Genomic DNA, 22,165 nt, shown 5'->3' with positions numbered 1-22,165 from the left:
CGTTACCCGCCGGGCCCGGCGTCCGAGCGAGCTCGGGGCCGAATGGCCGCCACCTCCCGCCTGGTCGTTGAGCGAGCGAGGAACGAGCGAGACGAAACGCGCCGTGCGCACCTCAATGGCAGAGTGGGCGCATGGCCAACTCGCCCTCCGGCGACTCGATGACGGCGCGCATCGTGCGCGTGCTCGAGACGTTCACGGCCGAGCGCTCGATGCAGTCGGCCGCCGAGATCGGGCGGCGCGCGGGGCTCCCGTCGTCGACGGCGCACCGGATCGTCGACGAGCTCGTCGACGCGGGGCTGCTCGAACGCGACGAGGACCGCCGCGTGCACCTCGGCCTGCGCCTGTGGGAGCTCGCCCTGCGCGGTTCGGCCGCGCTCCGCCTGCGCCAGGCCGCGCTCCCCTACATGGAGCAGGTGCAGGCCCGCATCCGCGAGCACACGCAGCTCGCGGTGCTCGAGCAGGACGAGGCGCTCTTCCTCGAGCGCCTCTCGCATCCCGACGCGGGCGCGAACATCACCCGCATCGCCGGCCGCCTGCCGCTGCACGCCTCCTCGTCCGGCCTCGTGCTGCTCGCGTTTGCGCCCGCGGCGCTGCGCGAGCGCGTTCTCTCGGGCACGCTGCGCGCCCTCGCGCCCGAGACGGTGACGGATGCCGCACGCCTGCGTCGCCTGCTCGCCGAGGTCCGCCGCGCCGGAGTGGTGGTCGCGCCGGGTTCGATCGAGGCGGTCTCGACCGGCGTCGCCGTCCCCCTCCGCGACGCCGGAGAGGTGGTCGCCGCGCTGTCGGTGGTGCTGCCTCGCGAGACCGAACCGGATGCCGCCGTCGCAGCCCTGCGCGATGCCGCCGCGGGCATCGAGGCCGCACTCCGCGCCGACCGCCGCTGACTCCTCACTTCCCGATGAACGGGAATCCGATGCAACGCCGACGCCGCGGGGCCACACTGGGCCGAGGCACCCGCTTCCGAACGTCGAAGGAGACGCTCATGTCCACGATCCGCACCCGCGTCGCCATCGTCGGCGCCGGGCCCGCCGGCCTCCTGCTCTCGCACCTGCTGGGGATCGCGGGCATCGAGTCCGTCGTCATCGACCAGCGCTCGCGCGACGAGATCGAGACGACGATCCGCGCGGGCATCCTCGAGCAGGGCACCGTGGAGGTGCTCGACTCCTCCGGCGCCTCGAGCCGCGTGCGCACGGTGGGAAACCGCCACGACGGCATCGAGCTCCGCTTCGCGGGTGCCGGCCACCGCATCGACTTCGCCGAGCTCGTCGACCGCGGTGTGTGGCTGTACCCGCAGCACGAGGTGCTCAAGGATCTGATCGCCGTGCGTCTGGGCAAGGGCCAGGACCTGCGCTTCGGCGTGACCGCGGTGCGGGTCGAGGAGGCGGCATCCGATCGCCCGCGCCTCATCGCGACCGACGCCGACGGATCGCCGCTCGAGATCGAGGCCGACTTCGTCGTCGGCGCCGACGGGTCCCGCAGCGTCGTGCGCGAGGCGGTCACCGGCTCGCACACCGGCGGATACTTCCGCGAATACCCGTTCGCGTGGTTCGGCATCCTGTGCGAGGCGCCGCCGAGCGCCGACGAGCTCATCTACAGCAACTCGCCGAACGGCTTCGCGCTCATCAGCCAGCGCAGCGCCACGGTGCAGCGCATGTACTTCCAGTGCGACCCGGATGCCGACCCGAACGCCCTCTCCGAGGAGCAGCTGTGGGAGGCGCTGCAGGCCCGCGTGCCCGGCACGACCCTGAAGGAGGGACCGATCTTCCAACGCGACGTGCTGCGCTTCCGCAGCTTCGTCGCCCACCAGCTGCTCAACAACCGCGTCGCGCTCATCGGCGACGCCGCGCACACCGTGCCACCCACCGGTGCGAAGGGCATGAACCTCGCCGTCGCCGACGTGCTGGTGCTCGAGCGGGCACTGCGGGCGCTGCTGCTCGAGAACGACGACCGCCTCATCGAGGCGTTCCCCGAGAAGGCGCTGCACCGCATCTGGAAGGCCCAGCACTTCTCGTGGTGGATGACGAACATGCTGCACGTCGCACCCGACGCGTCGGACTTCGACCGCCTGCGCCAGCTCGGTGAGCTGCGTTCCGTCGTCGAGTCCGAGGCCGGCCGCCGCTTCCTCGCCGAGGCCTACACCGGGTGGCCGCTCGAGGGCCTCGCCTGACCCGCGTCCCCCTCCCGCCTCCGCCCCCGCGCTCGCTCCACCCGGGTTCACTTGCGCCACACGTACGGGAATGAGCCGCCGAAGCGTACGAACAGCGCAGGTACGCCCGCCGGGCGACTGCCGCTCAACGGGAATGGACGGATGCCGCACGGCGGGTCTCGGCTATAGTCCGGTGCCCATGGCCTCATCGTCGCGGACCGCACCGTCCGAGCCGTCGCGGACGACCTCGGTCGCGATGCTGCTCGTGGCCGTGTGCCTGGTCGCGGCGAACATGCGGCCGGCCATCACGGGACTCGGACCGCTTCTCGACCAGATCGGCGCGGACACCGGGATGTCGGTCTCGGCGCTCGGAGTGCTCGCCGCCGTGCCGCTGGTCGCGTGGGCGCTGTTCTCACCGCTCGCGCACGACCTGAGCCGGCGGTTCGGGCAGCCACGGGTGCTGATGTGGTCGCTCCTCGTCCTGCTGGTCGGCACGCTGGTGCGCTCGATCCCGGGGCCGGTCGTCAGCCTCTGGGTCGGCACGGCGATCATCGGCATCGGGATCGCGATCATCAACGTGCTGATGCCGGCGGTGGTCAAGCGCGACTTCGCCACGCACGTCCCGGCGGTGACCGCCGCCTACACGGCGCTGCTCGCCGGGCTCGGCGCGGTGTCGTCGGGGGTCGTGGTGCCGATCTCGCACATCCCCCTCGACGGGGACCCCGCCGGGTGGCGGTTCGCGCTCCTCGTGACGGGCGCCGCCCTGCTGCCGTTCGCGATCGCCGGGTGGTGGTGGGCGCACCGGGGCGCGTCGCACGCCCATGTCCGGGCATCCGCGCCGCGGGGCCGCACGGGCATCTGGAGCGACCCGATCGCCTGGCTGGTCGCCGTGTACATGGGCCTGCAGGCATCCATGTTCTACATGTTCGTGACCTGGCTCGCCCCGCTGTCGATGTCGATCGGCCGCACCGAAGTGGTCGCCGGCATCGACGTCATGGTCTACCAGCTGTTCTCGCTCGCAGGCTGCCTGCTGCTGCCGCTGATCCTGCGCGGCGGCCTGGAGCGGTGGGCGCCCGCCCTCATCCCGTCGCTCGCGATCGTGGGCGTCGCGGGTCTCATGATCGCGCCCGACGCGATCCTGCTGTGGGCGTCGCTCATCGGACTCACCGGCGGCGCGACGCTGGCGATGTCGCTCACGCTGATGGCGCAGCGCGCGCGCGACCACGACGCGTCGGCCGCCCTGTCAGGCATGTCGCAGTCGGTCGGATACGTGATCGCCGCGCTCGGTCCGGTCGCCTTCGGCACGCTCCACAGCCTCACCGGCGACTGGATCGCCTCCCTCGCACTGGTGCTCGCGGTGCTGGCCGCACTCACGGTCGTCGGAGTGTTCGCCGGGCGCGACCGCTACGTCCTGGAACGTCCCCAGCCGCCGGCCCGCGCCTGAGGTTTCAGGTGTCACGAGGCGCGGCATACCACCGCGCGTCGCCGTATGCCGTGACCCCTCAGCGCCGGCCACAGCGGTGCTCGGCTCACTCGTCGGGGAAGGCCAGCGCCCGCAGCAGGGCACCCAGGGTCTCGCGATCGTCGGCGCTGAGCTGCGCGTGGACCCGCTCCTCGGCGGCCCGGGCGGACTCGCGGGCGACGGAGACGAGTTCGCGGCCGGCGTCGGTCGCCACCACGACGTTGGCGCGCCGGTCGGACGGATCGGGCTGACGTTCCACGAGGCGGCGTGCCTGCAGCTCGTCGACGAGGCTGACGACCTGGCTGGGATCGAGCCGGAGGAATTCGGCGAGCTCCCGCTGCGAGGGCCGGGCATCGCCCGACGCGAGGACGAGGACCGAGTACGACCGGGCCTTGAGCCCGTGCTCTGCCAGTGCGGCATTGCCCGCGGCGAGCGCGATGGCGTTCGCGCGGGCGAGCAGGAAGCTGACGTCGTCGGTCAGGGCGGACGAGCGGAGCCCCTCGGGTGCGACGGCGTCGGCGGGTTTCGGCATGGCCACGATGCTAGTCCACTTCATGGATGAACGGAATGATTGACTTTCTCAACGGTTAGGACTTCAATGGACCCGACACGAAGGAGTTCACGCATGTCTTCGCACGCCCCCCTCGACGGCAAGGTCGCCATCGTCACCGGCTCGGGCCGCGGCCTCGGCCTCGCCTACGCCCAGGAACTCGCCCGCCAGGGCGCCGCCGTCGTGATCAACGACGTCGACGAGGCCACCGCCGCCGAGGCCGTCGCCTCGATCGAGGCCGAGGGCGGCCGAGCCGTCGCCGTCGTCGCTCCGGTCGGCCCCACCGAGACCGCCAAGCAGCTCGTGCAGGCCGCCGTCGACACGTTCGGGCGGCTCGACATCCTCGTCACGAACGCGGGCGTGCTGCGCGACACCGTGCTGTGGAAGATGAGCGACGACGACTTCGACACGGTCATCAACGTGCACCTGCGCGGCACCTTCACCTGCGTGCGCGAGGCGGCGACCTGGATGCGCGAGAACCAGGTGGCCGGGCGCATCATCTGCATCGGCTCGCCCACCGGTCAGCGGGGCAACTTCGGACAGACGAACTACGCGGCCGCCAAGGCGGGCATCGTCGGCATGGTGCGCACGTGGGCGCTGGAGCTGAAGAAGGCCGGCATCACCGCCAACGCCGTGATCCCGGTCGCCGCGACCGCGATGACCGCGACGGTCCCCTACTTCGCCGCGGCGGTCGAGGCCGAGGCCGCCGGCGACCCGATGCCCGCGTTCTTCCGGCACGACCTCGGGTTCGGCACGTCCGACGACGTCGCCGGGCTCATCGCCTATCTCGCATCGGATGCCGCCGCCGGCGTCACCGGGCAGGCCATCGGCATCGGCGGCGACCGCCTGCAGGTGTGGTCGCACCCCGAGGCCGTCACGACCGCGTACCACGACGGCGGCTGGTCGTACGACGACCTGGCGACCGGGTTCGCCGACGCGGCCGGCGACCTGCAGTCGGTCGGCGAGAAGTTCCCGCCGCTCCCGGAAGAGCTCCAGCGCCCGTGACGCCTCGCCCCCGAGCACGCCGGAATCGGTCACTGAGCTTGTCGACGGACCCTTCGACAAGCTCAGGGGACCGGCCACCGACCCCTGAGGACCAGCCATGACCCGCTACGAACCCGCGATCGACGTCGACGCGCTCACCGCGGTCGACGTGCACGTGCACATCGAGGTCGACCATCACGGTCACTCGTCGCTGCCCGACGACCTCCGCGATGCGGCTGCGGCGTACTTCAGCACCGACGGGCCGAACCCCGACCTCGACGGCGTCGCCGCCTACTACCGGGAACGGCGGATGGCGGCCGTCGTGTTCACGGTCGACGCCGAGACGAATCTCGGCCAGTCGCCGATCTCGAGCGCCGATATCGCCGAGGGAGCCGCTCGCAACAACGACGTGCTGATTCCGTTCGGCTCGGTCGACCCGCTGAAGCCGACCGCGGTCGACGATGCGCGCCGCCTCATCGAGGACCACGGCGTGCGCGGATTCAAGTTCCATCCCACCGTGCAGGGCTTCGACCCGTCCGACGCCGCGCACTCCGCGCTGTACGAGACACTGCAGAACGCGGGCGTCGTCGCGCTCTTCCACACCGGCCAGACCGGGATCGGCGCGGGTCTTCCGGGCGGGCGCGGCCTGCTGCTCGGCCTGTCCAACCCGATGCTGCTCGACCCTGTCGCGGCCCGGTTCCCCGAGCTGCAGATCATCATGGCGCACCCGTCGGTGCCGTGGCAGGACGAGGCCCTCTCCGTCGCGACGCACAAGCACAACACGTGGATCGACCTGTCGGGCTGGAGCCCGAAGTACTTCCCCGAGTCGCTCGTGCGCGCCGCCAACTCGTACCTCAAGAACCGCGTGCTCTTCGGCTCGGACTTCCCGCTGCTCACGCCCGACCGCTGGCTGCGGGACGCCGACCTGCCCACCGCTTCGGGCGCCCCGCGCTTCAAGGCAGAGGCGCTGCCGGGCATCCTCAAGGACAACGCCGTGCGACTCCTCGGACTCGGCGGCTGACATGCCGGCGCTCGAGGCGGATGCGACGTTCGGGTTCGACCCGTACGCGATCGCTGCCGCTCGGCTGAGCCCCGCCGCACGCGCGACGCTCGGGCGGCTGCAGACCGCCCTGGCCCGCGACATCCGCCCCCTCCTCGCCGACGCGTGGGAGACGGCCACCATGCCGCCAGAGGTACTCGACGCGCTCATCCCGCTCGATCTCATGCAACCGGAGGGGATGGATCCCGCCGAGGCGTCGTCGAGCGTCTACTCGGGGTTCCGCAACTACGTGCTGGCGCGCACCGACGTCTCGGTCGCCACCCTCTACAACGCCCAGTCCGGCCTCTTCCGGACGGCGATCGCCCTCGGCGGATCGCCCGCGCAGGCAGCCGCCCTCGATCCGCGCGTGCGGAGCTTCGAGCTCAAGGGTGTGTTCGCACTCACCGAGCCCGAGCACGGCTCCGACATCGCCGGCGGACTCGCCACCAGTGCCCGGCGCGTGGGCGACGGCTGGGTGCTCGACGGCCGCAAGAAGTGGATCGGCGGGGCGGCGGCATCCGATGTCCTCGTCGTCTTCGCGCGCGACGTCGACGACCGCGCGGTCAAGGCGTTCCTTGTCCCGACCGGGGCCGAGGGGGTTCGCCTCGAGACCATCGGCGGCAAGGTCTCGCTGCGACCGATGCAGAACGCCCTCATCACGCTCGACGGGGTGAGTGTCCTCGAGGAGTCACGGCTGCAGAACGTGAACGGGTGGGCGGATGTGGCGCGCATTCTCCGGGCCATGCGCGCCGACGTCGCCTGGATCGCCGCCGGGCTCCAGGCAGGCGTCCTCGACGCCGCCGTGCGCTACGTGCGCGAGCGGCACCAGTTCGGCCGGCCGATCGGCGGCTTCCAGCTCGTGCAGGAGAAGCTCGCCCGCATGCTGGGCAACTGCGTGGCGTCGCTCGCCCTCGTCGTGCAGCTGTCGCTCCAGCAGGACGGCTCCCCCGAGGTCGCCGGCGCGTTCGCCGACGAGAACTCGGCGCTCGCGAAGATGCAGACGGCCCGCCTCGCCCGCGAGACGGTCGCCCTCGGGCGCGAGGTGCTCGGCGGCAACGGCATCCTGCTCGAGCACGACGTCGCCCGCTTCTTCGCGGACGCCGAGGCCGTGTACTCGTACGAGGGCACGCACGAGATCAACGCCCTCATCGTCGGCCGCGCGCTCACCGGCGCGTCGGCCTTCACGTGATCGACCCACCGATAGCTGACTCGCCCCGACTGGTTGCTGAGCTTGTCGAAGCACCACCCCACCGAAGGAGAACCCATGACCACCACCGTCGACTACGCCGACGTCGCCGGGCTCGCCGGCACCGACCTCGGCTGGACCGAGTGGCTCGAGGTCACGCAGGACCGCGTGAACCTCTTCGCCGAAGCCACGGACGACCACCAGTGGATCCACGTCGACCCCGAGCGCGCGGCCGACGGCCCCTTCGGCGGGCCCATCGCCCACGGGTTCCTGACGCTGTCGCTCACCGTGAAGTTCTGGTCGGAGCTGTTCGACGTCACCGGCGTGACGACCCGCGTGAACTACGGCCTCGACAAGGTGCGCTTCGTCTCGCCCGTCGCCGTCGGGTCCCGCGTGCGCATGAACGCCGTCATCGACGAGGTGACCGAGGTGCGCGGCGGTTACCAGTTCGCCGTCGACCAGACGATCGAGATCGAAGGCGGCGAGAAGCCCGCCGTCGTCGCGCGAGGGCTCTACCGCTTCTACGCCTGACCCCGGTCGCTGAGCTTGTCGAAGCGCCTTCGACAAGTTCAGCGACCAGACAAGGCTCAAGGCCCATGTGGCCCGAAACGACCACCTTCCTCGAGGGAGAGGACTCCGCAACGATGCACGAGGGAATCGGGTTCTGGCTCGCCAAGCGGCGGCTGAAGGACCCCGACAAGACGGCCGTCGTCTTCGGCGACGACGAGCTGAGCTATCGCCGGCTCGCGGATGCCGCCGACCATGTCGCCGCCGTGCTGTGGCACCGCGGCATCCGTCGTGGCGACGCCGTCGCCTACATCGGCGAGAACAGCCCGCAGTTCCTGCAGGTCATGTTCGGCGCGGCACAGCTGGGCGCCGTCTTCGTGCCGCTGAACACGCGGCTCGCCGGTCCCGAGATGCAGCACATCCTCGTCGACTCCGGTGCGCGCGCCGTCGTGCTCGACCCGGAGTTCCTGGAACGGGCGATGCCGGGCATCGAGGCCGGGCGCGTCGCCCACGTCATCGTGACCGGCGACGGGCTGCCGGAGCACCCCGGTCTCGCCCGACTCGTGTCCGAAGCCCCGGGCGGCCACACCGTCGCCGAGGTCGGCCTCGACGACCCCGCCGCCATCATCTACACGTCGGGCACGACGGGGCGTCCGAAGGGCGCCGTGCTGAGCCACGGCAACCTCACGTGGGTCGCCGTCAACTGCATCGTCGACTACGACGTCGTCTCGACCGACGTCTCGCTCATGATCTCGCCGCTGTTCCACGTCGCCTCGCTCGGCATGGGCGCGCTGCCGGTGATCCTGAAGGGCGCGACGCTCGTCCTCGAGAAGGGTTTCGAGCCCGGGCGCGCGCTCGCGCAGATCCAGCGCCACGGCATCACGATGCTCAGTGGCGTGCCGACCACGTACCAGATGCTGGCCGACCACCCCGATTGGGCGGCGACCGACATCTCGACGCTGCAGAAGCTCACGTGCGGCGGGTCGGCCGTGCCCACCCGCATCCTCAACGCGTACGAGGAACGCGGGCTGTCGTTCTCGCAGGGCTACGGCATGACCGAGACCTCCCCGGGCGCGACGTCGCTCGCACCCTCGATGACCCGCGAGAAGCAGGGCAGTGTCGGCCTCCCGCACTTCTTCACCGAGGTGCGCATCACCGACGAGCACGGCGACGTCGTGCCACGCGGGACCGTCGGCGAGATCGAGATCTCGGGCCCCAACGTCTTCCTCGGCTACCACGGCCAGCCCGAGGCGACGGCGGCCGCGTTCACCGACGACCACTGGTTCCGCTCGGGCGATCTCGGCTACCTCGATGCCGACGGCTACCTCTACATCGCCGATCGACTGAAGGACATGATCATCTCCGGCGGCGAGAACATCTATCCCGCCGAGGTCGAGAACCTCATCTCCGACATCGAGGGGATCTCGGGGGTGGCCGTCGTCGGCGTTCCCGACGATCGCTGGGGTGAGGTGCCGTGGGCCGTGGTGACGCTCAAGGAGGGTGCCGAGGTCGACACCGAGATCGTGCGCTCGCACCTCGACGGCGTGCTCGCCCGCTACAAGCTGCCGAAGAACGTCGTCGTGGTGGAAGAGCTGCCGCGCACCGCCTCGGGCAAGGTGCGCAAGGCCGACCTGCGCACGCGGTTCGGCGAGAGCCGATGACGCGCATCCCGCCGGTGCCGTCGCTCGAGCCGGCGTTCGAGGTGGTCGCCGAACTCGGCCCGCTCGAGGACCACGGCATGACGCGCGCCGGCCATCGGCGCATCATCCCGGTGGTGGGTGGCACCGTCACTGGTGATTTCACCGGCACGCTCCTCGCCGGCGGCGCCGACTGGCAGACCGTCCGAGCGGACGGCTCCATCGAGATCGATGGCCGCTATAGCGCCCGCGGCGACGACGGGTCGCTGCTCTACATCCGCGCCCGCGGTGTGCGCAGCGGCGACCCCGAGGTGCTCGAGGCGCTGCTGGGCGGCGACGACGTCGATCCCGACGCCTACTACTTCCGCGCCGCGCTCACGCTGGAATCCGCGTCGCACCCCGAGTTCGAGCGCGCGGTCTACGTCGCGTCGTACATCCGTGAGGCGAGCCGCGTCCGGTACGTCGCCTACCGCGTCACCTGACCCACGCCGCGGCTCGGCCGACGAGGTGCGGCGAAGATCCGCAACGCGGGAATGCCAACCCGCGGTGGCGCTGCGTGAACAGCTCGAACGGGCCGAAGGCCCCGGCATCCGAGTGACGGATCCCGGGGCCTTCGCTCGCGCGTCCGGAACTCAGTTATCCGCCGTACGAGCCCCAGTCGTCGGCATCCCACATCCGGGCCGGGATGCCGCCATGCCGCGGGCCCTCGAAGCGGGCCTCACCGAGCACGAGGCCGCTCTGCTCGTCGATCGCCGCTGCCCGTTCGACGAGTGCGTTCGGCGACGTGGAGGGCCACCCGCCCTCGGCGATCCTCGTGAAGATGGCCTCGAACACCGCAGCCTCCTCGGCCGCGTTGAAGGTGCAATGCCCTTCCGCCTGGACGAACGCCTGACGCAGTTGCGCTCGCTCCCCCGCGTCGCGCACCGTCGTGGCGTAGGCCTCGTCATCCTGCGTCGAGCCGGCACCGTCGCCGGCGGTGCTCAGCGACAGCACAGGCACCTCGAGGTCGCCGGTGAATGACGCGATGCGCTCGACGAACCCGACGGCTGCGGGGTCCGCCTCCAGCCTGTCGGCTCGAGCGAGCGTACGCAGATCATCGTCGAGCGAGAGCCCGGCGTCCCGGTAGGCGGCCGAGACCTCGCTCCATCTTCCGGAGTCGTGCAGCGCGCGTTCGTAGTCGACGTCGGTGTTCCACGAGAACGTCCCGCCGACGGTGGCTTCATAGCCTGCACGCACATGAGAACCGACCGCGAACGGCAGGGAGACGAGGTAGCGGTCGATCCGCGCGTCGCGGTCCGTGATCTCCGCACCCGTGGCCGGGTCGAGGGCGGGGATCTTGCTGAGCGCTGCCGCGAAAGTCGCCCGCGCTCGTCCTTCCGCGCTCCCCCCGGCCTTCGCCACGAGCGCGTTCAGCTCCGCGATCTCGGTCTCGAGATCCGCGATTCCGGTGATCCGCATCGCGGACGCCGGGTCGACGAGCTCCCGCAGGACGAAGGCCGTGTCGAGCTTGTAGTTCCACGTGCTCACCGCTCCGGCGCCTCCGCCGCACATCGGCACCGCGCCGTCGAGCCATGCAGGTGCGGAATCGGCGACGATCCGGGTGACGAGTCCGCCCTGCGACCGTCCGGCGAGCACCACGTCGTCGGGTGCGCCGACGAGGTCGGTGAACCGGGCGACGGCCGCACTGGCGTTGTCGCGATCGCGCACCAGGTCCCAGCCGTCGGAGAGGTCGTACCCGATCACCGCTGTGCCGCGCTGCAGCAGCCATTCCGCCGAGGCGAACTCCGCGGTGGAACGCCCCGGCACGACGACGAGCGATCCGTTCCATCCGCCGGGGGTGACGGCGGTGTAGGCCGCCCCGTCCGGAAGTGCACCCGTGCGTGTCGTGCGGTCCTCAGGGCGTGGCGCGAAGACCTCCGGTTCGCGCTCGGGTCGCAGCAGCGAGCCCGCCTGATAGCGGGCGAACGTGCCCCCTCGCTCCAGGCCGCTGCTCTCGGCGATGGCGTCGGCGCGGTCGTTGAGGGCTCGGGGGTTCGCGAGGTTCTTCCACCGGCCGGAATCGAGCCGGTCCTGCAGGGCGGTGACCAGCGCCGCCACCTCCGCGTCGGCATAGGCGCAGTGACCCGGGCGGTCGACGAAAGCCTGCTCCACGAGCGCTGCCTGCCCGCGGGCCCGGACGCGATCCGCGTACGTTCCCGCTTGGGCGACGACCGGTGCGGCGTCACCCGTCTCGTGAAGCGACAGGACGGGGCCGTGGATGTCCCCGGTCGGTGTGGCGTTCTGCTGCATGTACGCGACAGCCGGTTCGTCTGCGGCGATCCGGTCCCCGGCATTCAGCGCCGTGAGATCGTCGTCGAGCGAGAGTCCGGCGTCGCGATAGAGCTCACGGACGAGCTGCAGGTTGCCCGACTCGCGGAGAGCGTCGGCGTAGTCCACTCCGGTGTTCCACGAGAAGTTCCCACCCGCTCGCTGTTCCAGCGGCTGCCGGGGCGAGACCGCGCCCCACATGAAGATGCGGTAGAGCTGCTCCTGCTGCGCGTCGATGTCATGTCTGTCCGGCTGCGCGGTCCCGGTCTGCGACCACGTCGGCATCTGGGCAAGGCTGGCGGCGAGGGCTATCCGCGCCCGCCCTTCGGTCGTCTGATGGGCGGCGTCGAGCACCTCCGTGAACGCAGCCTGCCGCGCCGGCTCGTTCGTCACGTTGACCAGCTCCAGCCGCGCATCCTCGGGGGCGACAAGGGTCTTCAGCGCGTACGTGCCGTCGAGCGAACCATTGAGCATCGGAATGGCCCCCGCGATCGACCCGCACAGCGGCAGCGCGGCGTCGAAGGTGCTGGAATGCTGCTCAAGGAGCGCGACCGAGATCTGGCCTCCCATCGAAGCCCCCCACGCGACGACGTGCTCGGGCTCACCGAGCACAGCTGTCGCGGCATCCACGACCTGCGGCTGCGCCACGAGGAGGTCCTCGACCGCCCATCCCGTCCCGGCCGCAGCGCCGGCGAGCGCGTATCCCTGCCCTGTGAGCCACGACACGACCTCGTTCGAGGGGCCTGCGGACGCTGTCCCTCCTCCGCCGCCATACCCCGGGCTCCACGTCAGCAGGGTGCCGTTCCATCGCTCCGGCTCGTGAAGGACGTACTGGCCGCCACTGGGCAACGAGCCACGGATCTCCGTCGGCTGCGATGGCGGCGCCGCAGCTGCCGGAACGGCAGCGAGGGCGAGAGCGGCGGACGCGGCAAGACCGACTCCGACGCGGATCGAGCGAGATGACATGGTTCCCTTCCCGCGACGCACGAGCGGGGCTCGCCGTCGAGCGTCGCACCATCAGGTCTTCGTTGACCGAGCGCACGACACTTGTGGTGACGTGCGCAGCGGGATGTGTTGCCGTTTGACCTTGACATGATCGGTTGACGATGTCAACGGTTGCGAAACCGATCCGTTGACAATCGCAACGATGCGTGTTTCTGTTTATAGACCACACCTCCAACGACGGACGTAGTTCAATGTGTTTCTCACCAGTGTCGGTGCGAAGCGTCGCGGCCGTCTTCCCGAAGTCGAAAGGTGCCGACATGAAGAAGACAATGGTTCTGGCCGTGAGCGTCATGGCAGCCGGGCTGCTCCTGGCGGGATGCGGCGCGAGCCCGAACGCGCGACCGGATGACGGTGGAGCCGCGTCTGATGCGCCCGCCGAGCTGGTCTTCGCGGTCGTTCCCACCGATGACAGCGAGGAGCTCGAGAACAGCTTTCTGCCCGTCGTCGCTGCCATCGAGAAGACCACGGGGATCCCGACGCGCATCGAAGCCGTCAGCAGCAACGCCGGAGTCATCGAAGCGCAGGTGGCCGAGCGCGTCGACATCGCGACGTATGGCGCCTTCTCCTACTACCTGGCTGCGGACGTCGCGGACGTGGCACCCATCGCAAAGGACCAGCGCACGCCCGAGGCCGGTTCCGGCGCGGTGAACTCCGTGGGCGTTGTCGCACCTGGTTCGGCCATCTCGTCGATCGAGGACGTCGCCGGCAAGAACGTCTGCTTCACCGACCCGGCCTCCACGACCGGCTACCTCACGGCGGCGGCGGCGATGACCGACGCGGGTATCGACCCCGAGGCCGACATCAGCCCGCTCTTCGTCGGATCGCACGACGTCGCCGTGACGCAGATGCTGGCCGGGGACTGCGACATCGCCTTCGTGGCCGAGACGTTCGTGACGACGATCCTGCCCGATCGAGGCGTCATCGCCGAGGGGGACACCGAGACGGTGTGGACCTCGGATCCCATCCCCGGCACGCCGATCGTCGTCGGCAACTGGCTGAACGAGGAACTCCGCGACCAGATCGTGGAGGCCGTGACGGAAAACAACGCCGTCACCGCGTTCGAGGCCGGCCTGTGCGAAGAGCAGAACCGCGAAGCACCCGCCGAGTGGGGTGAGGAGTTCGCCGGGGAGACGGCGTGCAAGTGGGGCGGAACGGGCGCCTTCGCGTTCGAGCCGGCGACCTCATCCGACTACGACGTGATCAGCGCCATCTGCCAGACGCTCAACACCGACGTCTGCCGCGGCGAGGAATGACCCGATGACCGTCCCGGTGATGCAGAAGGCGCCTGATATGCCCGACCAGACAACCGCTCCGATCGACGCCGGGACCGTGAGTGTCGCGCTCAGCGACGTCAGCATGCGCTTCGGCGACAAGACGGTCCTGAAGGGAGTCGATCTCGAGGTGACCACCGGCCAGTTCGTCGCCCTCGTCGGACCATCCGGCGCGGGGAAGTCGACACTGCTGCGTCTCATCAACGGCAGCCACCGGCCGACCGGTGGCGCGTTGTCGGTGCTCGGAGTGAACCCGGCGACGTGCGGCCGAGGCGCCCTCCAGCGACTTCGCACCCGCGTGGGATTCGTGTTCCAGCAGTTCGGGCTCGTCGGGCGACTGAGCGCGATGGAGAACGTGCTCATGGGCGCGCTCGGCTCGCTGCGGATGCCGCGCTACGGCATCTCGACCTATCCCAGGGCACTGCGGGAGCGTGCGGTGGCGAATCTCGAGCGGGTAGGACTCCTCAACGAGCGCTACCAGCGTTGCGACACCCTCTCCGGCGGCCAGCAGCAGCGGGTGGCCATCGCGCGCACGCTCATGCAGGAGGCCGAGCTCGTGCTCGCGGACGAACCGGTCGCGTCGCTGGACCCCAACGCGAGCGTCTCGGTGCTGCAGACGCTCAAGAAGCTGAGCGCCGAGGACGGCTTCACCGTCATCTGCTCCCTGCACCAGGTCGAACTCGCCCTGGCCGTGTCGGATCGCGTGGTAGCGGTGAGGAATGGTGCGTTCGTCCACGATGCCCTGACGGCGGACACCACCGAGGAGCAGATCCGCGCCGTGTACGAGCAGGGGAAGCCGGCCTGACATGTCACTGACCGTCGACCGGCCCCCGGTGAACGCTCCGGCGCATCCGGAGCCCCGCCGTCCCCGCGCGTCGGCCGCGACCGTGGGAATCCCCCTCGCCTACCTCGCCATCACGCTCTTCGGCATGTGGTGGCTCGACATCCGTCCGGCTGCCCTCATCGACGGGCTGGAAGACATCGCCGCCCTGCTGCAGCGCATGGTGCCGCCTACCGTCGGCGATCCCGCGAACCTCGTCACGCTCGCTCTCGAGACGCTGTGGATCGCCATCGCGGGAACCGGCCTCGCCACGATCGCCTCGGTCTTCCTGGGCGCAGTCGCCTCCCGGAACTTCACCGGACCGCGGGTCCTCGGCTGGCTGGCGCGCGGCATCATCATCGTGACTCGCGCTGTCCCCTCGCTCGTCTTCGCCCTGATCCTGGTGCGGATCGTCGGGCTGGGCCCACTGGCCGGTGGGCTGGCCATCGCGTTCCACTCGGTCGGAATGATCGGGAAGATGTTCGCCGATGTCTTCGAAGAGCAGGATCCCGCCCCACGCGAGGCGGTGGCGGCCGTGGGAGCGAGCCGGTCGCAGAACTTCGTCGCGACGACGTTCAGCCGAGCATTGCCGAGCATCACGTCGATCGTGCTGTACCGCCTCGACATCAACATCCGCGCCTCCGCGGTGCTCGGCCTCGTCGGCGCAGGAGGCATCGGGGTGGCGCTGCAGACTGCCATCGGATCGCTCGATTACCACCGGGCTCTCGGGATCATCCTCGTCATCGTCGTGATGCTGCTCCTGCTCGAGTCCGTGGCCTACCTCGCCCAGCGGGCCCTTGCCGAGCACGCCGAAGAGCACACCACTGCTGAGCTGTACGGAGCCGGACGCACGCCGGCAACGCCGGGATGGAACCGCTCGCGCATCCTGCGCGTGGGCTCCGGTGTCGCGGTGCTCGCCCTCTTCGTCTTCTCACTCGCCCAGCTGTTCGCCGACGCCCCTCGACTGGCGCGGATCTGGGAGAACGCGCTCGCCGTCATCTCGGGGTTCTTTCCGCCCGTCTTCACGCTCGACATCGCCTACGGGATCTTCGAGAGCGTCATCATGGCGATCTCGGCGACCACCTTCGGCGTGATCATCGGCCTCGTGATCGCCGTCCTGTCGACTCGTCATCTGATCCGCTTCGAGCCGTTGTCCCTCGCACTGCGCGGGCTGATGGTGCTCGTGCGCGGCGTCCCCGACATCATCTACGCCCTTCTGTTCGTCGCCGCACTCGGCCTCGGACCGTTCGCGGGCTTCCTCGCCCTCGCGATCTCGTGCACCGCGCTCGCGGCGAAGTTCTTCACGGACTCGCTCGTCAAGGTCGATCCCGCGCCGCTGCGCAGCCTCGAGGCGACGGGCGCCAACCGCGTGCAGGTGTTCGTCAGCGGCGTGTGGCCCCAGTTCGTGCCGAGCTTCATCGGGAACAGCCTGTTCACCTCCGATCTCGCGCTGCGGGAGTCCGCGGTGCTCGGCATCGTCGGTGCGGGTGGCATCGGCTTCCTCCTCGAGGAGTCGGTGGCCACGCTTCACTACCAGACGACCGCCGGCATCCTCATCGGGCTCATCGCGGTCGTCGTGAGCCTCGAGTCCGTTGCGCGCTGGGCGCGCAGGAAGGTGATCTGATGGCCACGTGCCCCTTCGGCTTCACGTCGCAGGACGAGAGCGCCGTGCCGTCTGCCTCTGTCGACACGCGCACGCGCTCCGAGCGCCGGAGCGAGTGGTCGCCCGCACTGGACGAGACGTTCGGCAGCGCACACCGCGACTACGCCGAACTGCGGCGGACCGATCCATTCCCCTGGAGCGAGGATTTCGGTGGCTTCTGGGCAGCGACGACGTACGACGACGTCGTCGCCATCGCCCAGGACGAGCGCTTCATCACATCGGTGCAGAATGTCGTGCCTCACGTCCCGCGATCGGCCCGTCGCCCGCCGCTGCACTTCGACCCTCCTGAGCACACCGCCTATCGTGAGGCGATCGATCCGGTGATGCGCCGCGCGGTCGTCGCGACGCATAAGTCGAAGTTCCGCGCGAGCGCCGACGAGCTGGTGCGCGACATGCTCGCTCGCGGGAACGCCGACGGAGTCGCCGACTTCGCCGCACCTTTCGTCGTCGACTGCTTCGCGGCCTTCCTCGGCGTCCCGGTCGAGCTCACGCGGCACGTGCGAGCGATCGGTGTGCGCTACGGATTCGCCATCCAGGACATGGACGCCGACATCATCGCCGAGTGCAGCGTCCAGCTCTACGACATCGCCGAACGCGTCTATGGCGCGCGTCTCGCCGTCGACCCCGACCCGGCGCAGGACCTCGTCGGCAGCCTGCACGCCGCCGCCATGGATCCCGCGAACCAGATCACCGAGCGGACGGCGATCGCGACGATCCGGCAGATGATCGTCGCAGGTATGGGGGCGCCTCAGGCCGTGCTCGGCAGCTGCGTCGTCCACCTCGCGCAGGACCGCGACCTGCAAGAGCACCTGCGTCGCCACCCGGAGGATCTCCCCTCGGCCATCGAGGAGTTCCTGCGCCTCCACGCTCCCTATCGCGTCTTCGCGCGCACGCCGAGGGAAGACACGGTGGTGCACGGACGCATGGTGCGCAAGAACGAACCGGTGGCGCTCGTGTTCCCCTCGGCCAACCGGGATGCCGCAGCCTTCGACCGGCCGGACGAGTTCGTGCTGCATCGCAAGAACAACTCCCACCTGGCCTTCGGTCGCGGCGCACACAAGTGCCCCGCCGCGACGCTGGGCCGGCTCGAGCTGCGCATCGCGCTGCAGACGCTGCTGGAGCGGACGACGTCGTTCGAGCTGGCCGGCGAAGTCCGGATGATGAACTGGCTCGAGTACGGTCCGCGCGCCGTTCCCCTCGCGCTCGTGCCGGCGAACGTCGCGTGACCGGCTGACTGGCACAATCGCTCCATGAGGCCAGCCGACGATCTGCTTCCGCGCGACCAGCAGGGCGCCCGTTCGCAGCAGCTTCTCATCGTGCTCCTGGGCGACTATTGGCACCTGCGCACAGAACCCATCCCGTCGGCGGCGCTGGTCGCGCTGCTGGAGCTGTTCGACGTGACACCCGCCGGCGCCCGGGCGGCGATCCAGCGCCTCGCGAAGCGCGGATTCCTCGTCAGCGTCAAGAGCGGGCGGACGACCTCGTATTCCGTCTCGCCGATGAGCCAGGAGTCGGTCGACGCCCACGTGGAGCTGCTCTTCCGCAGTCACATCCCCCGCCCGTGGGACGGCACATGGACTGTTGTCGGATACTCCCTGGGGGAGGACCAGCGAGGCACGCGCAACGCCCTCCGAGAGCGGCTGCGGCAATCAGGTTTCGGCAACGTTCACGACGGTCTCTGGATCCGGCCCGGAGATCGTCGATCGGACGTGGAGTCGATCGTCGGCGAACTCGCGGATCGACCGTCAGCGGGGCAATTGACGGTCTTCGTGGGTGCACGTCTGCCCGATGAGAGCGTGCCGACCACCGCACGCGACGCCTTCGGCCTTGACGACATCGCCACGGCGTACCGCGATTTCACGGTCCGGTGGGAGCCGATCGCGGCGGAGCTTCAGGAGAGCGGACGCGCACGCCACCGTGATCCTCATGACGAGCGCGCGCCTCGCGATGGCGATGCGCTCCGGCTGCGAACGTCGATCATGCGCGAGTGGCGCGAGCTTCGCCACGCAGATCCGATGCTGCCCCAGCCGCTCCTCGGCGACGACTTCCCGTTCGAGCGGGCGCTGTCCGTCTGCTCGATGATCTACGACTCGACGGGTCCGGCTGCCGAGGCGGAGTTCCGCCGCCTCCTCGAGCCGCACTCCGCGGAGCTGGCGGAGCTGGTGTCGCATCACACCTTCGCCGCGTATACGAGAGTCCCCGCGGCGCGCACTCCCTGACCGCGCGCCGCGGCTCGCCCGATGAGCGCTGCGAGGGCTCAGCCGACGATTGCGGCGAAGTCCCGCACCGCGGGGAAGGCGAACTCGCGGTGGCGCTGCGTGAACAGCGCGAACGAGCGGTCGGCGGGCCAGTCCTCGCCCATGTACTGGCGCGGCAGGCGCGGATCGGCGCGCAGCAGCGCGAGCCAGTCGGCGACCAGCAGCGTGCGCGCGGTGAGCGGAGGGAGATCGGATGCCGCATCCTCTCGCTCCCAGTGCGCGATGAACTCGTCGTGCGCCTCTCGGATGCGCTCGACGTCCCACGCGACGCGCACCGCTTCGACCATGGGGAATCCGTCGAGCTCGGCGGCCGAGAACGCGTTGACCGACCCCGGCGGCAGGTCGGGGATGATCGCTCCCAGCGCTGCGGCGAGGTCGACCGCGCCGGGCGCGATCCACAGTCCGTCGCGGAGCACGGCGAACCCCGACCACGTCAGGGCTGCGCGCAGGCGATGGCGGAGGTCGCGCAGGTGCTCGGGAACGGTGTACGTGACGAGGGTCCAGCCTTCGCCCTGGGGTTCGAAAGGCGCCGGGCCGTTGACGCGTCCGGATGCCTCGCGCAGCACCTCGCTGCCGTGCCCGGTCAGCACGAACCCGATCTCACGGCCGAGGCGCCGGCGTTCGAGCAGCCCGCTGTGCACCATGCGGTCGAGATTGGTCCGCACCGCGGAGGCCGCGACGCCGGCGCTCTCGAGGGCGCCGATCAGCACGCTCGCGCGCAGCGGCTCGAAGTACCGGTCGCACACGTACTCGCCGAAGAACGCCAGGAGCAGCTGCCGCGGCTTGCGCGTGAGCACCGACGTCTCGACGGCCGAGAGCGCCGGCACCGCGACGGCGGCCCTGGCGGCTGCGACGCTCACGCGGCCTCCGGGCGGACGGCCTCGCCGCGCTTGGCACGCTGGATCTGCTCGTACACGTGGGTGCGCAACTCGGTGAAGCGCGGCAGCGCGCGTGTCGTGATCTGGTCGCGGTCGGGCGCGAGGTCGATGGCGAGGTCCTCCTGCACCCACGTCGGCGACTTCGACAGCACGATGACCCGCTCGCCGAGGTACACGGACTCGTCGATGTCGTGCGTCACGAAGAGGATCGACATCCCGCGTTCGCGGTGGAGCTTGCGCACCAGGTCTTCGAGGTCGGCGCGCGTCTGGGCGTCGACCGCAGCGAACGGCTCGTCCATGATGAGCACCTCCGGCTGATACGCGACGGCCCGCGCGATCGCGACGCGCTGCTGCATGCCGCCGGAGAGCTGCCACGGGTAGCTCTTGGTCGCGTGCTCGAGGCCGACCGCGACGAGCGCGTCGTCGACGAGCCCGTCCCGCTCGGTGCGGCTGAGCTTCTTGTGCTTCAGCGGCAGCTCGACGTTGCCGCGAACGGTGAGCCACGGGTACAGGCTGCGACCGTACTCCTGGAAGACCAGGGCCATGTTCGGCGGCGGCGCCGTCACGCGTCGACCGCCGAGCTCGATGACGCCCGAGGTCGGCTTGAGCAGCCCCGCGATGCATTTGAGCAGCGTGGTCTTGCCGCAGCCCGACGGGCCCACGATGCACACCAGCTCACCGGCATCCATCCGGAATCCGATGTCGCCGATCGCCTCGACGTTCCCGGTCGTCGACTCGTACACCTTGCGCAGGTGCTCGACGTTCAGCAGTGTGTCAGGCACGCTCGACCTCCTTGATTCCGTGATACCAGCGAAGCACGCGCCGCTCGACGACACTGAAGATCGCCGCGAGCAGGATGCCGATCAGTCCGAGCAGCAGGATGCCGCTCCACATCTCGGCGATGAGGTAGTTGCGCTGGAAGTAGACGATCTTGAACCCGAGCCCCGACGACGAATAGAACATCTCCGAGATCACCATCAGGATCAGGGCGATCGACAGCGACTGGCGCACGCCCGCCATGATGCGGGGGCTCGCCGAGGGCAGGGTGAGGAACCGCAGCCGCTCCGTCGGGCGCAGCGCGAACGATCGCGCGGTCTCGGTCATCACCGAGTCGGTGGCGCGGACGCCCTCGATGGTGTTGAGGAGGATGGGCCAGACCGAGCCGATGATGATCACGACGACCTTCATGCCGTCGGTCGGGCCCATCAGCACCACGGCGATCGGCAGCAGCACCGGCGGCGGGACGGCGCGGAAGAACTCGAAGACCGGCTCGAGCAGCTCGCGCAGCCACCGGTTGAGGCCGATCAGCGTGCCGGCGACGATGCCGATGACGATCGACAGCACGATGCCGATGGCCAGCCTGCCGAGGCTGGGCAGCACGTCGGTGAGGAACGCCGGGCCGATCCAGGTCTCGACGAAGGCGTCGAGGATCTCCAGCGGCGGCGGGAAGAAGGTCGCGGGCGCGAGGGTGGCCCAGACTCCCCAGATCACGAGGAGGATGATGGGCAGCCCGATGGCGTAGAGCGTGCTCTCGCCGAGCTTCGACCACACTCGCGAGCGGCGACGGGGCGTCACCACGGTGCTCGTGTACAGCGTCACAGCACTTCCTCCCCTCGCACGGACTGATGCCACGACAGCGACCGGCGCTCGATCATGCGGAAGACCAGGTTGATCAGCACGCCCAGGATGCCGGTGACGAGCACGAGCGCGTAGACCAGGGGCCAGTCCCCGGCCGACTGGGCGAACACGATCTCGCGTCCGAGCCCCGGATTGCCGATGAACATCTCGGCGGTGATCGCGAGGATCAGGGCGACGGTCGCCGCCAGGCGCAGCCCCGTCATGAGGTAGGGCAGCGCGGTCGGGAAGACGAGGTTCACGATGCGCGAGCCCCGTGAGAGCCCGAAGCTGCGGGCGGTGTCGCGCGCGACCGAATCGACGTCGGCGACGCCGTAGAGCACCTGGATGAACACCTGCCAGAAGCTCGCGAACACGATGATCACGAGTGCGGCCTGCAGCTGGTAGCCGTACATCAGCACCGCGAGCGGGATGAGCGCGACCGACGGGATCGGCCGGAGGAACTCCACAGTGGTGTGGGTCGCCCGGCGCAGGAACGGCACGAGCCCGATCACCGTGCCGAGCACGGCCGCCAGAACGGTGGCGATCACGAGGCCGATCGCCCAGGCGGTCATGGTGCGCCCGACGTTCCGCCAGAACTCGAGGTCGCGGAACTGCTGCCCGAGGTCGGCGAGCGTGGCGGTCGCCGTCGGGAAGTAGGCGGGGTCGACGATGCCGAGCGTGGGCAGCAGCTGCCAGGTGATGAGGAAGCCGAGGATGCCGGCCACGCCCAGCGCGAACTTGCGCAGCGTGCGCATCCGCCGGGGACCTCGCCTGAGGGGGGCGGGCGCGGCGGCGACGGTGGCCATGAGGCTCCGATCGGTGAGGATGTCGGGGG

General features: G+C 70.1%; 20 protein-coding genes. 14 read left to right on the top strand and 6 right to left on the bottom strand.

All coding sequences use genetic code 11. The features are described 5' to 3' along the window. The first annotated feature begins 131 nt into the window (after nucleotides 1–131). From VIP82_RS01385 to VIP82_RS01375, 3 genes are all read left to right on the top strand, one after another. A complete protein-coding gene (locus VIP82_RS01385) occupies nucleotides 132–884 on the top strand; it encodes an IclR family transcriptional regulator (protein ID WP_331905513.1) in 753 nt (250 codons plus the stop codon). A gap of 98 nt (nucleotides 885–982) precedes the next feature. Continuing rightward, on the top strand, nucleotides 983–2,167 hold the full coding sequence (locus tag VIP82_RS01380) for a 4-hydroxybenzoate 3-monooxygenase (protein WP_331905512.1): 1,185 nt from the start codon (nucleotides 983–985) through the stop codon (nucleotides 2,165–2,167). A gap of 178 nt (nucleotides 2,168–2,345) precedes the next feature. Beyond that, nucleotides 2,346–3,590 carry an MFS transporter gene (locus VIP82_RS01375; RefSeq protein ID WP_331905511.1) on the top strand — a complete coding sequence of 415 codons (1,245 nt, stop codon included), beginning with the start codon at nucleotides 2,346–2,348 and terminating at the stop codon, nucleotides 3,588–3,590. Between the two features lie 85 nt (nucleotides 3,591–3,675). Here VIP82_RS01375 and VIP82_RS01370 read toward each other — a convergent pair whose 3' ends face one another. Beyond that, nucleotides 3,676–4,140: a MarR family winged helix-turn-helix transcriptional regulator gene (locus VIP82_RS01370; RefSeq protein ID WP_331905510.1), complete on the bottom strand. Its 465-nt coding sequence runs from the start codon at nucleotides 4,138–4,140 to the stop codon at nucleotides 3,676–3,678. Nucleotides 4,141–4,233: 93 nt separating this feature from the next. On the opposite strand from VIP82_RS01370, the gene VIP82_RS01365 reads away from it, so the two are divergent. From VIP82_RS01365 to VIP82_RS01340, 6 genes are all read left to right on the top strand, one after another. Further along, nucleotides 4,234–5,163 (top strand): SDR family NAD(P)-dependent oxidoreductase, encoded by a 930-nt coding sequence (locus VIP82_RS01365; protein ID WP_331905509.1) that lies wholly within the window; start codon nucleotides 4,234–4,236, stop codon nucleotides 5,161–5,163. Between the two features lie 97 nt (nucleotides 5,164–5,260). Continuing rightward, nucleotides 5,261–6,163, top strand: a complete 903-nt coding sequence (locus VIP82_RS01360) for an amidohydrolase family protein (protein ID WP_331905508.1) — start codon at nucleotides 5,261–5,263, stop codon at nucleotides 6,161–6,163. 1 nt (nucleotide 6,164) lies between these two features. Continuing rightward, nucleotides 6,165–7,370 carry an acyl-CoA dehydrogenase family protein gene (locus VIP82_RS01355; RefSeq protein WP_331905507.1) on the top strand — a complete coding sequence of 402 codons (1,206 nt, stop codon included), beginning with the start codon at nucleotides 6,165–6,167 and terminating at the stop codon, nucleotides 7,368–7,370. A gap of 75 nt (nucleotides 7,371–7,445) precedes the next feature. Continuing rightward, a complete protein-coding gene (locus VIP82_RS01350) occupies nucleotides 7,446–7,898 on the top strand; it encodes a MaoC family dehydratase (RefSeq protein ID WP_331905506.1) in 453 nt (150 codons plus the stop codon). A gap of 65 nt (nucleotides 7,899–7,963) precedes the next feature. Beyond that, a complete protein-coding gene (locus VIP82_RS01345; RefSeq protein WP_331905505.1) occupies nucleotides 7,964–9,535 on the top strand; it encodes an acyl-CoA synthetase in 1,572 nt (523 codons plus the stop codon). Then, complete coding sequence (locus VIP82_RS01340; protein ID WP_331905504.1) at nucleotides 9,532–9,993, top strand: DUF3237 domain-containing protein; 462 nt, start codon at nucleotides 9,532–9,534, stop codon at nucleotides 9,991–9,993. The genes VIP82_RS01345 and VIP82_RS01340 overlap by 4 nt, the downstream gene beginning before the upstream one ends. Before the next feature lie 154 nt (nucleotides 9,994–10,147). On the opposite strand, the gene VIP82_RS01335 is transcribed toward VIP82_RS01340, so the two are convergent. Next, the gene (locus VIP82_RS01335) at nucleotides 10,148–12,784 is read right to left on the bottom strand and encodes an alpha/beta fold hydrolase (protein WP_331905503.1); all 2,637 of its coding nucleotides are present in this window, start codon (nucleotides 12,782–12,784) and stop codon (nucleotides 10,148–10,150) included. Nucleotides 12,785–13,080: 296 nt separating this feature from the next. Here VIP82_RS01335 and phnD point away from each other — a divergent pair, with 296 nt between their 5' ends. The 5 genes from phnD to VIP82_RS01310 are packed head-to-tail and all read left to right on the top strand — an operon-like array spanning nucleotide 13,081 to nucleotide 18,796. Next, nucleotides 13,081–14,076 (top strand): phosphate/phosphite/phosphonate ABC transporter substrate-binding protein, encoded by a 996-nt coding sequence (gene phnD / locus VIP82_RS01330; protein WP_331905502.1) that lies wholly within the window; start codon nucleotides 13,081–13,083, stop codon nucleotides 14,074–14,076. 37 nt (nucleotides 14,077–14,113) lie between these two features. Beyond that, nucleotides 14,114–14,899: a phosphonate ABC transporter ATP-binding protein gene (locus VIP82_RS01325; protein WP_331905501.1), complete on the top strand. Its 786-nt coding sequence runs from the start codon at nucleotides 14,114–14,116 to the stop codon at nucleotides 14,897–14,899. Between the two features lies 1 nt (nucleotide 14,900). Then, a complete protein-coding gene (gene phnE / locus VIP82_RS01320; RefSeq protein ID WP_331905500.1) occupies nucleotides 14,901–16,538 on the top strand; it encodes a phosphonate ABC transporter, permease protein PhnE in 1,638 nt (545 codons plus the stop codon). After that, on the top strand, nucleotides 16,538–17,803 hold the full coding sequence (locus tag VIP82_RS01315) for a cytochrome P450 (protein WP_331905499.1): 1,266 nt from the start codon (nucleotides 16,538–16,540) through the stop codon (nucleotides 17,801–17,803). Before phnE ends, VIP82_RS01315 begins: the two co-directional genes overlap by 1 nt. Nucleotides 17,804–17,827: 24 nt before the next feature. Then, nucleotides 17,828–18,796 carry a PaaX family transcriptional regulator gene (locus tag VIP82_RS01310; RefSeq protein ID WP_331905498.1) on the top strand — a complete coding sequence of 323 codons (969 nt, stop codon included), beginning with the start codon at nucleotides 17,828–17,830 and terminating at the stop codon, nucleotides 18,794–18,796. A 38-nt stretch (nucleotides 18,797–18,834) separates the two neighbouring features. Here the strand turns inward: VIP82_RS01310 and VIP82_RS01305 are convergent, their stop codons facing one another. From VIP82_RS01305 to VIP82_RS01290, 4 genes are read right to left on the bottom strand one after another with little or no spacing between them, the layout of a single operon-like run. Beyond that, nucleotides 18,835–19,695 (bottom strand): PaaX family transcriptional regulator, encoded by an 861-nt coding sequence (locus tag VIP82_RS01305; RefSeq protein ID WP_331905497.1) that lies wholly within the window; start codon nucleotides 19,693–19,695, stop codon nucleotides 18,835–18,837. Then, nucleotides 19,692–20,495, bottom strand: coding sequence for an ABC transporter ATP-binding protein (locus VIP82_RS01300; RefSeq protein ID WP_331905496.1), 804 nt, complete (start codon nucleotides 20,493–20,495; stop codon nucleotides 19,692–19,694). The genes VIP82_RS01305 and VIP82_RS01300 overlap by 4 nt, the downstream gene beginning before the upstream one ends. Then, entirely contained in the window at nucleotides 20,488–21,312 is an 825-nt protein-coding gene (locus VIP82_RS01295; RefSeq protein WP_331905495.1) for an ABC transporter permease, read from the bottom strand. The genes VIP82_RS01300 and VIP82_RS01295 overlap by 8 nt, the downstream gene beginning before the upstream one ends. Then, nucleotides 21,309–22,136, bottom strand: coding sequence for an ABC transporter permease (locus tag VIP82_RS01290; protein WP_331905494.1), 828 nt, complete (start codon nucleotides 22,134–22,136; stop codon nucleotides 21,309–21,311). Before VIP82_RS01290 ends, VIP82_RS01295 begins: the two co-directional genes overlap by 4 nt. Nucleotides 22,137–22,165: the final 29 nt, after the last annotated feature.

It is taken from the genome of Microbacterium sp. (genome assembly GCF_036566905.1).
Classification (GTDB): domain Bacteria; phylum Actinomycetota; class Actinomycetes; order Actinomycetales; family Microbacteriaceae; genus Microbacterium.
Note: the sequence above shows the minus strand (reverse complement) of the source record. Positions and strands in the feature narration are given on the sequence as shown.